The sequence below is a fragment of the Nitrososphaera sp. genome (assembly GCA_039938515.1).
GTDB lineage: Archaea > Thermoproteota > Nitrososphaeria > Nitrososphaerales > Nitrososphaeraceae > Nitrososphaera.
This window is the reverse complement of the sequence record JBDUUL010000015.1, coordinates 103,212-116,586: the sequence shown is the minus strand read 5'-3', so window position 1 is coordinate 116,586 and position 13,375 is coordinate 103,212. Positions and strand designations below refer to the sequence as shown.

Sequence of the window (13,375 nt, the reverse complement as noted above, 5' to 3'; positions counted from 1 at the left end):
GTCGCAACATGCAAGAGCGGCTTGCAGGGTCCTCTACCACCTTCAAGTAGGTAAGTAATCTACTTACCTTGTAGATCGAGTAGATCTACCTACTTACCTAATCTACCTACTTACCTAATCTACTTACCCGAAGAAGGTTATCAGATCCCACTTTGCCTTTTAGCCGGCAGGCCTGCTAGTGTACCATAAGGCCTAGGCCTTGAAGAGCTGGCTATGGCCCTATGCCTGAGGCCCTAGGCCTTCCAAAGTGCCAAGTGACACTTTGCTGGCACTTTGCAGTCTGCCGTCGCCCTAGGCCTCCCTTAGACTTTCAGCTGCTAGCATGGCTATTGTATACAAGAATGAAAGGGTGATTGTATCACCCAACCCTACAGTCTTGTCCACAGACAGGCCCTAGCGGTCAAAGACTCGCCTGATTTTCATGGCTAGTATAGATACAATGAGATTGAAAGGGTGATGCTATCACCCAAGACCGAGGGTTTTCCACACAAACTGCGGCTTTGCGGCGTATTACCCTCCGCCCCGTGCTCATACAGCAGGGTAGCAGACCCCCTCTTCTGCTAGAGAACACGCTGTATTTTCGATAGGACCACGGGTAATACTGCTATGGGCTTGGCGCATGGCAGGCTGTCAAGGCCGCAAAACTGTGTGCAAAACTGGCCTGGCAAGTATGGTGGGTCATAGCGGCTAATTCAGTCAAGGCCTCTGACAGAGATATAGGCCTAGGCCTGGGGCACTAGGCGGTCGGATGCCTTAATAGCATCAGAATTGCATGGCTATGCAATGCCTGAATGGGCAATCTGAGACCTTGGCATAGGCGCAGTCAAATTTTATGACCATGAAGCAAGGCCTATCAACAAGATGGTATACCGTGTGTAGGTAGAGCCTACTTTGGGTAGATCCTGTTTTCGAGCCACGAATCTACTTACCTACCTACTTACCTGCCAGCTTGATAATGCCAAGAAGGCCCTCTAGTCATACCTTCTGTGCTCCGGGAAACTAGGGGCCTTAAGATCTTACAAATCATCCGCGCTCGGCAGGCTATAATCCTGAAAGTCAGCTGTATAGACGACCTGCAAACTCGCAGGACAGCAGTTTGCGATGAATATATTAATGAGTATTCTCGGGTCATGAAACGAATCCGGTATGCCACAAGCAAATAGCATGAAGGATCAGATCTTCGCACTCTTTCGTAAGGGGGCTAAATCTGGAGACGTGATTAAGGAATTGAACGTTCCCCGATCGACAGTATACAATGCCCATACAGAATACAAAAGGCTTAACGAGAAGCAAGCTGACAGCGTGCCCCGCAAGAGCCGGTCGGAATCATCGGCGCCACAACTTGAGAATATTTCCAAGGACAATCAAGCAAATAGCAACAAATCGCTCGACAATGCACAGGTAAAGAAAATCGAAAAGCCAATTCCCAATAGCCCTGGAGACTCTGAGTACAGGAAACTGCGCTCTGCCGCCTACAAATTATTTGATCAAGGCCTCTCTGACATGGATGCGGCAAGGGAGCTGGGTCTGTCAGCAGACGAAGTTGGCGGTCTTAAAAGAGATTATCTAAATATTCAAAAAAGGCAGGATTTGGCCAAAATCTATGAGCGTGAGCCCGAGGAGATTGAATCGTTGCTAGAAATTCATAATATAATGAAAGCGAAGAAACTCACCCCTACTACCTATTTCAAGTCAGTCGAAAACATCGATCCGACCAACTATACGGATGAAAAACTCCAAGCCATACAGAGAAAGATTGTGTCAGCTGAAGCAGAGTTGAAGTCATTGACAAGCCAAATTAAGGACCTTGAAGAGCGGAAAATCAACCGTGAATGGGATATTGAGGTACGGGAGCAAAAAAAGCGTGAGCTAGATGATGAGATTTTTGGATTAAGGGAAGAGTGCAGGCAGGTTGAATACAAAGTAGAAGCTGAAAAAAAGCACCTTGCAGACATCAACCAATCAAAAGATGTACAGCTGAAATTATTAATAGAACGGCTCTCTGAGAGAGCCAAAGATCCTGCAGTAATCAAAGCCGTCTTTGAACGCGAAGGCACTATACCTACGATTTCAGTACTATGCGAGGTAGACGGTGCACAGCTAGACAAGTCGCTTGAAGAGCTTCCTATAAGAGAGAAAATAAGAGCCCAATCGTCCAGATCATTCCTTCAAACTTTTATTCTAAGACGGTTTGAAACATTTATCAAAGCTTGTAATACGGACTACCCAAAAGCAACCGTGTCTGATTCGGCTTGAGAGAAGGAAAACGAGCGCATGATCGACTTTTCTTACCTGAACTTGCCTGAGCCGAAAATACGCAGCGCGCTCTTGCCCTGCTCGGTAAGTGTCACAACACTCTTTCTCCCTCTCGACTCAACCTTGACAAACTTCCAGTGGCTCTCAAGTGGCTCAAGTATTGCCCGAAGCCTGCTGTGGGGTGCGCTTCTGGGCTGCGACGGCGCATAAACGGGAATTATCTTTATTTCCTGCAGTGCTTCAATGAGCTCCTTCTTGCTTATCGTGCCGGCTTTATCGTCTATAACCTGAAGGACCTTTAGCGATTCCGGGCTTGGCATGGTTATCTGATACACTGGAAGGAACTCTATCCTGGTAACCTTTCGCCTTTCGGATTTTACCGAGGCGCCGCCTTCGTCATAATTCAGGTTGGCATAGTAGGGCGTGCCGCCCCAGAGCATGCAGGCTATCATGCCCGCGATTGACGTGATTTTGCTGCCGGTCGAGACGTTGACATAGAGGTGGTTTTCCTTTTCTGCTTCAAAGATCTCCCTGAATTTCTCCAGGCAGCTGAACAGGTCCCAGATGTTCACGTATGCATCTCGGACCTCGATGTGCTGGTGCTTTTCCAGAATCTTTCTTACCTGCCTCATGGTGTCCAGAGCGCTGTCCTCCTTGCTCCTGGAGACCAGGTAGACCCTGTCAGCCCTATGGTTGACTAGAGCCTCTGTTACTCTCTCTGCAGGATCAAAGCCTACCGGTGAGAGGTGCACACGAAGGTTACTGCTCAACTATTAGACGTTCAATATGTTCACCATATTAACGTTGTTCACATTATTAACGTCAACAACATTAAGTAATCTTTTCACTTTGCTAATGATGAAATGATGAACCAGTTCGCTCAGCTGATATCGGCCGAAAGACAGACCCTTGTACTCTTGGACACATGCACGATAATCAACGCCTATGCCGGCAAGCCTGACGCGGTTGCACTTCGGAGCAGGATAGCAAAACGCAAGGACATCAGGATTATCGTCCCCCGCCTCTTGATAAGAGAGGTGGCCAAGGTCGCCGGGATAAACCAGGAGCAGGCACTTGCCCTAATCGAGTCGTTTTCCGAAATGGGCCAGATTGATTACATTGAGGAAAATGAAAGACTTGCCCGTGAAGCAAAGGCGCTGTCGGCCAAGTACCCGGAGTACTGCCATTACCCTGACAACCACTACCTTGTCCACTGCAGGAATGAAGGAGCCGTTCTTGTAACATACGACAGCAACCTCCACCGGGTGGCAGACCTGGAAGGCGTGATGGTGTCGACTCCGCGGACTTTCCGGAAATAAGGGGGTTGTAAAAGTGGAACAAGAGCTTGTTGTAGTAATTTCTGCGGCAGAAAGCGAAGAAACAGAGCTGTGTCCGGATTGCGACTCGATGCTCGAAGAATACTATGACGGCTGGGGAAATCTTTCGAAATACTGCGACAATTGCGGGAGCCAAGTATATTCAAATAATCCCGGGAGATTTGACGGCTAGTGCTTCGGCAGGACCCGGACAGGGTAATCAGGCTCGTGCAATCCTCCACAAGGAACTTGATGGAGTCGTTCCGGGAAAAGACAGGTCTTTTGCGCCAGTCCTCGGGGGACATCCGGAAACTTATGAGGGAGGGGTACGACAGGCAAAAGGCCTATGAGGCTGCCATGTCGCTGTTTGGGACAAACAGAGTCAAGTTTGTCGCGATTGACGGAACCGAGTCCGAGGACCGGGAGATGGACATGCTGGTCTTTTATGCCGGGGCGGTTTGGCTCAGAGGGCAAACTGGTAAGCGCAGGTCAAATAGGCCATCTCAGCCGCGCCGGCAGTGATGCGCCTACGCGCCTCAGCGTAACTGCGAATGAGCCAATGCGCTTTCTGCTATGGACGGGCAGGCCGTTGCGGCAGCCGGTAGTAGCTCACGGCCCGTTTGTCATGAATACACAAAGCCAGATTGCCGAGGCCTTTGCGGATTACAATAACGGGTTGTTCGGCCCGATACCTGCCTAAAGCAGAATCCGCTGGGGTTGAGATAGAGGCGTATTGAAGCCCCGAGGCGCCTGCTTGCAGCCGATGCGGGCAGACGTCTCCTCGACTCTTCTGGCTTGCAGCACATGCTATCTCACAGAGCTTATGCCTGATCAAATGTTTTGTTTAGAGATGCGAACCGGCTAACGATAGCCTCCGACAATCCGCTGGCAGCTCCATCGAACTGATACAGAAATCATAAATAATCCAGCAGCGTCCTCTGCATCGCAGGTTCTTTTGTTTCTGGCCGTTCGCTTGTTTGCGCTTCCTTTCTGGCAAGATGACTCAGCTTCAATCCAATCTTTCTTATCGCAGGCAGTTCATGGGACAGCTTGAACTTGTCCAGCAAAAGTTCAATGGCCTGCTCGATAGCCGCCTTGTCGCTGCGGGCCTGCGAAAACGTCGTCTCGCGCGTCTCTATGCCAAAGTCCGACCTCATCAGCTTTATCCCGACGGTCCTGTAAGTGTAGCCGTATCTGGTTGCCCTGTTGGATATCTCGTCAGCCAGCTCGAGCAGCATGGCATAAAGCTGCTTTTTGTCCCTTGTAAACAAATCAAGCGTTGTCTCTGTGCTTATCGACACGTGGTCGCCTCTAGGCACTACCGGCTCGTCGTCCGTCCCGTTTGCGACCTTCCACATCCAGAGGCCGTTTTTGCCAAAGCGCTCTGTCAGCACCTGCACGTCCGCGCCTGCCAGCTGGCCAAGCGTTGCAATGCCCACTGCGTGAAGCGCAGCCTCTGTCTTTGGGCCAATGCCGGCAACGCCCCCGACCTGCATGGGCGAGAGGAACTCTCGCAGTTTTTCGGCACTGACTATCGTCAGTCCATCCGGCTTTTGATAGTCAGATGCCAGCTTGGCTGCAGACTTGGTCGGTGCAACGCCTACCGAGCACAGCAGGCCGCACCTGTCTCTGACTGCTTTTTTGATGCCTGCCGCATAGTCTGCCAGGCTGTCCTGCTTTACTCTGGACGTACAATCCAGGTACGCCTCGTCAATGCTTGCTTCTTCCAGAACGTCTGCAAAGCCTTCCAGGACGGCCATTACCTGCTCTGATACTTTGGAGTAGTACGGAATATCGACAGGCAATAGTTCAAGCGACGGGCACAGGGCAAGTGCCTTTGATAGCGGCATTGCAGACCTGACGCCGTACTTGCGTGCTTCATACGAGCATGAAGACACGACGCCTTTTGTGATGCTCCCCTTTTGCTGGTCAGTCATTATCACAGCATGGGCCTTTCCGATTAGTGAAGGATTTCGGAGCTCCTCACATGAGGGATAGAACGCGTTAAGGTCAACGCAGATTATAGTCCTATGGTCTGCAGGCGAGGCCAAGCGTCTACTGCTATGGGGAGTTGCCGTGAGATATAATATCAGCGGGTAACTCAGGCGGCATAGCGCATTAACTTACGCGGATGATATCTGATGACATGATTCGAAATCACCGCACGAAATTCCATCCATGCCCCGCCAAGTTACGAGAGCCGAGGAAGATCATAATTATATAAAAGAGTTATACTAACTCAAGGCGGTTATGAAAAATCTTACGGTACTATTGTCGGCAGTTGTTTTCGCGGTAATCGCTATGGCATTGCTGTCGATGCCGGCAAATAATGCTTCAGCGTCTTCAAGTTACTACGTTGTAGACAAATTCACGTGCGAATCGTTGCCATTTGGCAATCCTAGCTGGGATCAAACTATGCACAGGTGCCTAGTTAGCGAATTTACGCTGACACTTAACAGCGGAGATTCTCTTACAATTAACGGCGGAGTAACTTTTGATATCTTTGGAGGCACAATTAACAACAATGGCGGCAATATTACTGCTGTAGATGGGAGCGCCATCGACATCGTTGGCGACACCGTAGTCAATGGTACCATAATCAACAACTCTGGGGGTATTATCAATATCGAGACCGCCGCCATCGAGACCGCATACAACGGCTCGCTTATCAATAATTCTGGCGGCAGCATCAATCTCAGCTATGGCGGAATTCTCCGCAACAACAGTACCGGCACGTTTGGCAACTTTGGCACAGTCTCAAATTCTGCCATAATAAACAACGACTTTGGCAAATTCAACAACGGGATTGGGGGTGTCATTACCAACTCGGCTACAATCACCAGTTCAGGCAGCGGATTCACCAATTCGGGTACCATCACTAATTCCGGTACGATAACAATCACCAGTTCAGGCAGCGGATTCACCAATTCAGGTAACATTACTAATTCCGGTACGATAGCAAACTCCAATTTCCTCAAAATCACCAGCGCTGGATCAGTTACCAATACCAAGTCCGGTGCCATCTCCAATTCTGCCTTCATAATCAACAACGGTACGCTCACCAACTCTGGTACGATAACAAATAACCCATTTGCCACCATCACCAACAACTTTGATCTGACCAACTCGGGGACAATTACGAACAATGCCGGCGATATCAAAAATGGCGTTGGGGGTACGCTTACCAGCTCAGGCACGATTTTTAATAATAACTTCGCCACCATCACCAATTCTGGTACCATAAACGGTGGACAAATCTCCAATTTCTTAGGCGGCACCCTGACCGTCAACCCCGGTGGAAGCATCAACAACAAATTTGGAGGAACAATCGACAACTGGGGCACCATCAACAACTCGGGCAGCTTTTCGGGCTACAGCCTCAACAACAATGCAGGCGCTACTTTCTACATTGCCTCGGGAGGCAGCATCCCCATCAACCCCGGCCTCTTCATATACAATCTCGGCAACATTACCAGCTCCGGCACGATCTCCAATACCGGCGGTACCATTACCAACGCCGGCGGTCTCTTAGCGAACAGCCCGGGAGGGATCATTTCCAACACTATCGGAGGTAATATTACCAACGATGCTAGCCTCACAAATTCCGGCGGTACCATAGACAACAGCTTTGGCGCAAGCGTCAATAACGACAACTTTGGCAAAATTTTCAACTCTGGCAATCTGTTCAACGACGCCGGCTTTATCAACAACCACGGCAGTATTCATAACAACAACGGCGCTGCACTTACCAACTTTCTTGGCAGCACCATTACCAGCTATGCAGGCAGTACCATTGCCAACGATGCTGGAGGTACAATAACCGTGAACTCTGGCGGCAAATTTATCAACTCGGGCGCTATTTCTGACTCGGGCACTATCTCAAACTCTGGAACTATGAAGAACAATGCCGGCGGAACGATAGCCGTGAACTCTGGCGGCCTTATCAAAAATCTCGGGTCACTCACCTCTGATCTTCGTTCAATTACAAACGCCGGAACAATCACAGGTACCGTAACCGCTGCAAGCACCACGTTCTCTTCAGGCTATATGCTAAACTACAACGCCCAGGTACCCACCAGTGTAACTATTACGATAAATCCTGGCCAGACACTCACCATCAGTAAAGGAAATACGCTTACTATCCAGTCAGGGGGGCAGCTGACCAACTACGGCAGCCTCTCTAATTCCGGCTCAATTTCAAACTCTGGAGGCACGGTAAATCTCGGCAATCTTGACAACTCTGGACTTATCTCAAGCTCGAGTTTCATTGCCAACTTTGGCACCTTCATGGGCAACCGTGGAAGTGTGATAGCCAACAACCCTGGCGGCAACATTACAAATTACAGTAATTTCACCAGTGCCGGCCTCATCGTTAATGAAGCTACTATCACCAACAACCTCGAAGGAAACCTCACAAATTATGGCATATTCAACAACAATGAGGTTATCGGCACGCCAGGCGGCACTCTCATCAGCTACGGTACCATAACTACAAATGGCACCATCACAAACTCTGGCGCCGTTAGCAACTCCGGCAACATGACCAACGACGCGGTCGGCACAATCTATAACGCCGCGGACGGAACCATCACAAACAACGCCGCTGCTCACATCGCAAACTCTGGCAACCTCACAAACTCTGGAACTCTGACCAACTCGGGCACCATAACTAACTTTGATGGACCGGGGACCATTACCAACTCTGGCACTATCAACAATTCTGGGATCATAAATAACCCCGCCGGTGCCAACATTGTAAACAGTGGCATAATCAATAACGAGGCCGGCGCCACGATTAACAACACCGGGACCTTCAGTGATGCCTGCGGCGGATCACTCAACGATTCCGGAATCTTGAATGGAAATCTGGCCAAAAATGACTGCGGTCCGAAAATATCCGCCTCACTGAGTAAACCCGCAAATCAAGCCGGCTGGTACAACACCAGTGTGTCAATCTACTTCAATGCAAGTGATGCATCGTCTACGATTTCTTTTGTAACACCGGCCATAACGCTATCTGCAGAAGGGGCCAACCAAACTGCTCAAGGTATCGCTATCGATAATGCTGGAAATAACGCGACCGTGCTGATTTCTGGAATTAATATCGACAAGACGCGGCCACTGGTCAGTGGTCTACCCAGCAGACTGCCGGATACAAGTGGCTGGTATAATCATACGATTTTGATAAGCTGGTCAGGAAACGACTCTTTGTCCGGAATTGCTTCATGCGATCCTTCCTCGAATTACCCAGGGCCTGACGGCGCGCCGGTCATTGTTCATGGACAATGCATTGATAGGGCGGGAAATACTGCCACAGGTAGTTTCAGTTTCAACTACGATTCCACTCCGTCAACAATTACTTCTCCACAACAGGGACAGAACTTCACACTTCGTCAAGCCGGGATAGCACCAGTTTTCAAATGCAACGATGTGACTTCAGGAATCGCGAGTTGTGTGGCGTCCGTTTCAACCCTGGATACGAGCACGGTTGGCGTACACTCTTACAACGTGACGGCAACCGACAATGCCGGCAATGTTGCTAAAAGGACAATCACATACAACGTCCATTACACGTTCGGTGGCTTTGTTGCTCCGTTAACTAGCGGTGGCTCGTACAATTCCGCAAGGACAATCCCGGTGCAATTCCAGCTCTTTGATTCAGGTAATCATTTGATAAGGAATGCAAATGCGACTATCTTTGTTGACAACCTGAACAATCCCGGAATAAGTAGCGGTAAATCAAACTTTGGCAACTACTTTAGATACGATGCGACATCGAACGATTACACATTCAACCTCAGTCTTGGCACAATGAAGCTTGCAAAAGGAAATCATTCCATAATAGCGAAATTGGATGACGGAACGATGGAAAGCATTGGGATAGTGGATACATAGCAAGGCCCTGTTAATTCAGAGCGTGCTTGATTCAATAAATCGCCCTGTTATGGCGTGTTCTTTCCCAGACATGAGAGACTACTTCTACGACTGCTTTTGCAAAGTTGCCATCGTAGCAAGACTTCCATTTGCGCGCAACGTAGTCACTGGGGCTCGACCTGCTTCCAACCCTGGTCTCGAGTATCTCCAAAAAGGCAGGATTAATTCCCAAGTCTTTTAGCCCCTTACGCGCAAACGCCAGCTGTCCGTTTATAGTGCGAATGAGACTTAGGTGCTTATCAGCGCCAAACCCTGCTCGTACAACCTCCTGTCGCTCTTCTCTGAGCATCCAGAGTGGACGCAGCTTGTGACCTGCATGAATTGCCATGTGCAAGTATCCAATAAAGAATTCTATTATTGCCATCATTGCTCTTGGCGTGGGTTGCACTGACATCACACGTGTTTCTACACGATACGAGCCGGAGTTCATCCTTATCCTTACATCATCGTGTCGCTCTTTTTCCAAGTCAAAGTAATTCTTGGCGATTACGGGCTTGTGCGACGTAATGTAGTTTATGTAATCTTCGACTCCGGAGAGGTAGCGGGGTACGTGTGGAAAGCCCGAGTTTTGTTGTTCTGATTGGTCATACATGAAGAGCCTTGGCTCATGCAGTGAAAAAACATGGCCTGCAAACAGACGACTATTAGCACCAAGCAAGATAGCAGATGGGATTAGGTTGAGAATGTGGTTGAACATCTGGGCAGAATAATTTGGATCTCTGCCCTGCAAGTGCAAATGAAACCCTTGGATTGCGGTTGCAACCTGAAGGGCTGGAAACTTGTATCCCTCTACCTCAACATCAGGAAAATCACTCTGCCAACGAGCGAGCCGGCGGTATCTTGGCTTGTCAGCAACTAATCCTTGCAATATGAACGGAGATGGGTTTGCTCCAAGAAATGCAGGTATTACATGCCCGTTTATCTTCTTAAGCGCCCTGTCGAGGTCTCCAACAAAGTCTTCAAGCTGCAGATTGAGCGTTTCAATATCTCTCATTGAAACTGGCTCAGTTCTGAACTCAAGCTGTGATTCTCCGTATTCAAAGTCAACCGAATGGCCTTTTGCGGATAATGATTCGATAAGAGGTGCGGCATTGACAGGCTGGGCTTTATCGTCTAAAAGACAAATTTCAACCTCTACACCAATACGAAAATTTTCGTCGTATTTGCCTGCATGTAGCTTGACCTTTGATTTGAGCTCATGCGCTTGTTTTTTTATTAAGGTACGAGCTTGCAAGGCAAAATCTGATAGTCATTTGAAACACATATGCTTTAAGCTCTTCTTTGGCTACTCCCACTCGGATAAGAGATCGAGATAAAGATATCCAGTATACACCTTTTCCTCATGCATTTTTCAAAACAGATAGTATTGAATTTGTTCTGGTTGTTTGAAAGTCGGTTGCGACCGCTGACTTAGTTTTATTTCATTTCATAAGGAATGTCCTTGATAGAATGACCTTATTTTGAGAAGCCTCCTGAACGTAAATTGTTACGGGCTACATGGCGGTGGCTCGTTATAGTCGTGTATTTTATCCCCCGAATAGGAATTCCGCTCTAGTAGTTCTAAATTCCAGAAGTCCTCCTTATCTTTGACGCGTTGTTTAGTTTGAGGAGGTGGAATTGACGCGTGCGCCGTGTACTAACTCAGCCTAGATCTATGATTGCAGGTTCCTGCTTAGCTGCAATTGTGGCCTTGCTTGTTGCAGGACTCCCTTCGCATTTACAAGCATACGCAACGTCACAGGCGCTTTTGGTTAGCCACGATTCAATCTTTCAATTACAGTCAGTGACGATAACTTTCAGAAACAATTTGCACGGGAGCCTTGGCACAGTGTCGTTTTTCGTTTCCACGCCTGACGGCGTCTGTATGGCACAAGCTCATCGTGTATCTTATGGCGAGTCGGTTTCGATGGTGTTCCCATCTGACTTTCACAAATTGAAGGGTGTGCACTCTGTATGCAGTTCGGACCAAGCAGGTACGTATCCTGTTAAAGTCAAAGCAGGAAATCCTCCCAGCCCGCCAAACCAAATCTTGACATGCCAGTTTACAATACTTGCGTTACCAAGTGACGGCAACGGTGACCTAAACAATGGCGGTGGTAATGATACCGGCAATCCAAGTTCCAACTCGACATCGGGAGACCAAGGAAATACAGGCGCAGGAGATAATACCTATCCATTCAATGATACGCTAAATCGAACTGTGGATTGGAGTACTGCAATTGCCCTTGCTCACGGATTATCGAATTATACAAAAGACACGTTGCCTTCGAGCTATTCAACAACTGACTATCAGACGGCCTTTAATGGCCCGCTCGGTATGCACCTGTTAGATGCCTTACGAGCATTAGATTTGTCTCCTCAGCTGGGTTGCATCACAAATGCACAGATGCTCTGGATACTGGAGCACTTCGAAGAGCTGAGTAACTAAAGTTGTAATTGCAGATAATAGTAGCCACTTCTCACATGGCAAGTCAGATATAATTTTCGGCGATGTCAAATCTGCGGCGAATCCCCAATTTCTCAATATTTATGATCCGCCCCTTACTTGACAGACCCGTCCATTCATTACTTTTAATCTCGCGATGCACTTTGACAGTGACGGTGCCTGCAGGAGTGACTACAACCTGAGAAGCATCGTCCAGTCAACCTTGGAATATGAAGAATTCCTGAGGAGAAGTATCCTGCTGGTTGAAGACGACTTGACGCTCAAACACATCAGAATGCGGGAGAGCAAATTTTTGTTCTTCCGGGCAACATATTACCGCTGGGCAGAGCTTTTTCCAAAGCTATTTCCAAAATTAATGGATGTCCCACGCCTGGCCTGCGTAGGAGACGTGCACGTCGAGAATTTCGGAACATTCCGCAACTCAAAAGGACTCTTGGAGTGGGGCATTAACGACTTTGACGAGGTCGATTCCCTTCCATACCTGAATGACCTTCTCCGGCTTTCTGCCAGCGCCATCATTGCAATCAGCGAAGACAAGCTTGCAATCACTCCCATCAAAGCCTGCCAGGCGATTCTGGACGGATACCTGCGACGCATCCGGCGAGGGTCAATCAAACCGTTTGTGCTCAAAAAGCGAAAGGAACCTTTTATGACAAAATTAGCCAGGCGTTCATTCGACGATCCGGAAAGCTTTTGGCGGAACATGCGCAGCCTGCCTTATGCCGGCCCCAAGGTGCTTCCGGCAGCCCGTGCCAGGCTCCTCAAAACGATTGTTTCTAAAGCAAGCCGTGATGGATTTGTGCTTCACAGGCGGGTGGCCGGAATGGGAAGCCTGGGCCATCTGAGGTTTGTCGCAATTTATCAGGGCCAAAAGAAGGACGATTCTAGAGAAGAGCCGGGGTACTGTGCCCAGGAACTCAAGGAACTTGGGCCGCCGGCAACTTGCTGGCAGGAGGGGAGAAAGTGGGACAGGAAGGTTTTGCAGCGTACTCTTGAAATGACAGACGACGCGTCGCGCCAGATTGCAGAAGGATGGCTTGTCAGGCGCATTGCGCCGGACTGCGTGAAACTAGAACTGACAATGCTGCCTGCCATAAGAAAGAAATCGCTTTTGTTGTGCTCGATGGGTGCTGAGCTGGGCAACGTTCACCTCCGGGCCAATTCTTCCCGCGGCCATCTTGGTGCCATTGCCGATGATTTGGGTTCGCGTGACAGTGAGTGGCTTTACAGCGCCTGCAAGACAGTGGTTCAAGAAATAACCACCGACTGGCAATCCTTCAGAGACAAGTTCAAGGCCTGACTTCGCGGACCCTGCGGCTAATACCGAGTGGTTTAATGGTATGCATGCAGTGGGGCCATCCCTTTTTGCTTCGAAGTATGGATTGAGCAGATAGACGCCACTGACTCCATGGTACTTGTCAAA

At 48.9% G+C, this 13,375-nt stretch carries 11 protein-coding genes; 8 read left to right on the top strand and 3 right to left on the bottom strand.

Annotated elements, in window-relative coordinates; translation table 11 throughout:
• Positions 1–1,164: 1,164 nt before the first annotated feature.
• Entirely contained in the window at positions 1,165–2,256 is a 1,092-nt protein-coding gene (locus tag ABI361_08645) for a hypothetical protein (protein MEO9320725.1), read from the top strand.
• A 32-nt stretch (positions 2,257–2,288) separates the two neighbouring features.
• On the opposite strand, the gene ABI361_08640 is transcribed toward ABI361_08645, so the two are convergent.
• On the bottom strand, positions 2,289–3,026 hold the full coding sequence (locus ABI361_08640) for a DUF6293 family protein (protein ID MEO9320724.1): 738 nt from the start codon (positions 3,024–3,026) through the stop codon (positions 2,289–2,291).
• 93 nt (positions 3,027–3,119) lie between these two features.
• On the opposite strand from ABI361_08640, the gene ABI361_08635 reads away from it, so the two are divergent.
• The 4 genes from ABI361_08635 to ABI361_08620 are packed head-to-tail and all read left to right on the top strand — an operon-like array spanning position 3,120 to position 4,272.
• On the top strand, positions 3,120–3,575 hold the full coding sequence (locus tag ABI361_08635; protein ID MEO9320723.1) for a PIN domain-containing protein: 456 nt from the start codon (positions 3,120–3,122) through the stop codon (positions 3,573–3,575).
• A gap of 13 nt (positions 3,576–3,588) precedes the next feature.
• Positions 3,589–3,765 (top strand): hypothetical protein, encoded by a 177-nt coding sequence (locus ABI361_08630; GenBank protein ID MEO9320722.1) that lies wholly within the window; start codon positions 3,589–3,591, stop codon positions 3,763–3,765.
• The gene (locus ABI361_08625; GenBank protein ID MEO9320721.1) at positions 3,765–4,094 is read left to right on the top strand and encodes a hypothetical protein; all 330 of its coding nucleotides are present in this window, start codon (positions 3,765–3,767) and stop codon (positions 4,092–4,094) included. Before ABI361_08630 ends, ABI361_08625 begins: the two co-directional genes overlap by 1 nt.
• Complete coding sequence (locus ABI361_08620) at positions 4,018–4,272, top strand: pirin-like C-terminal cupin domain-containing protein (protein ID MEO9320720.1); 255 nt, start codon at positions 4,018–4,020, stop codon at positions 4,270–4,272. Before ABI361_08625 ends, ABI361_08620 begins: the two co-directional genes overlap by 77 nt.
• 214 nt (positions 4,273–4,486) lie before the next feature.
• Here the strand turns inward: ABI361_08620 and dinB are convergent, their stop codons facing one another.
• On the bottom strand, positions 4,487–5,623 hold the full coding sequence (gene dinB / locus ABI361_08615) for a DNA polymerase IV (protein ID MEO9320719.1): 1,137 nt from the start codon (positions 5,621–5,623) through the stop codon (positions 4,487–4,489).
• Between the two features lie 199 nt (positions 5,624–5,822).
• Between dinB and ABI361_08610 the strand changes: the two genes are divergently transcribed.
• Positions 5,823–9,467 (top strand): hypothetical protein, encoded by a 3,645-nt coding sequence (locus ABI361_08610; GenBank protein MEO9320718.1) that lies wholly within the window; start codon positions 5,823–5,825, stop codon positions 9,465–9,467.
• A 31-nt stretch (positions 9,468–9,498) separates the two neighbouring features.
• On the opposite strand, the gene ABI361_08605 is transcribed toward ABI361_08610, so the two are convergent.
• Positions 9,499–10,740, bottom strand: coding sequence for a glutamate-cysteine ligase family protein (locus ABI361_08605; GenBank protein ID MEO9320717.1), 1,242 nt, complete (start codon positions 10,738–10,740; stop codon positions 9,499–9,501).
• A 420-nt stretch (positions 10,741–11,160) separates the two neighbouring features.
• On the opposite strand from ABI361_08605, the gene ABI361_08600 reads away from it, so the two are divergent.
• Together ABI361_08600 and ABI361_08595 are read left to right on the top strand one after the other, a co-directional pair.
• Entirely contained in the window at positions 11,161–11,934 is a 774-nt protein-coding gene (locus ABI361_08600) for a hypothetical protein (protein ID MEO9320716.1), read from the top strand.
• A gap of 154 nt (positions 11,935–12,088) precedes the next feature.
• On the top strand, positions 12,089–13,252 hold the full coding sequence (locus ABI361_08595) for a DUF2252 family protein (protein ID MEO9320715.1): 1,164 nt from the start codon (positions 12,089–12,091) through the stop codon (positions 13,250–13,252).
• Positions 13,253–13,375 lie beyond the last annotated feature (123 nt).

Bases quoted from the DNA above. Each gene is read 5' to 3' on its own strand.
- ABI361_08645 (MEO9320725.1), top strand. From the start codon at position 1,165: ATGAAGGATCAGATCTTCGCACTCTTTCGTAAGGGGGCTAAATCTGGA.
- ABI361_08635 (MEO9320723.1), top strand. From the start codon at position 3,120: ATGATGAACCAGTTCGCTCAGCTGATATCGGCCGAAAGACAGACCCTT.
- ABI361_08620 (MEO9320720.1), top strand. From the start codon at position 4,018: ATGCCGGGGCGGTTTGGCTCAGAGGGCAAACTGGTAAGCGCAGGTCAA.
- ABI361_08610 (MEO9320718.1), top strand. From the start codon at position 5,823: ATGAAAAATCTTACGGTACTATTGTCGGCAGTTGTTTTCGCGGTAATC.
- ABI361_08600 (MEO9320716.1), top strand. From the start codon at position 11,161: ATGATTGCAGGTTCCTGCTTAGCTGCAATTGTGGCCTTGCTTGTTGCA.
- ABI361_08595 (MEO9320715.1), top strand. From the start codon at position 12,089: ATGCACTTTGACAGTGACGGTGCCTGCAGGAGTGACTACAACCTGAGA.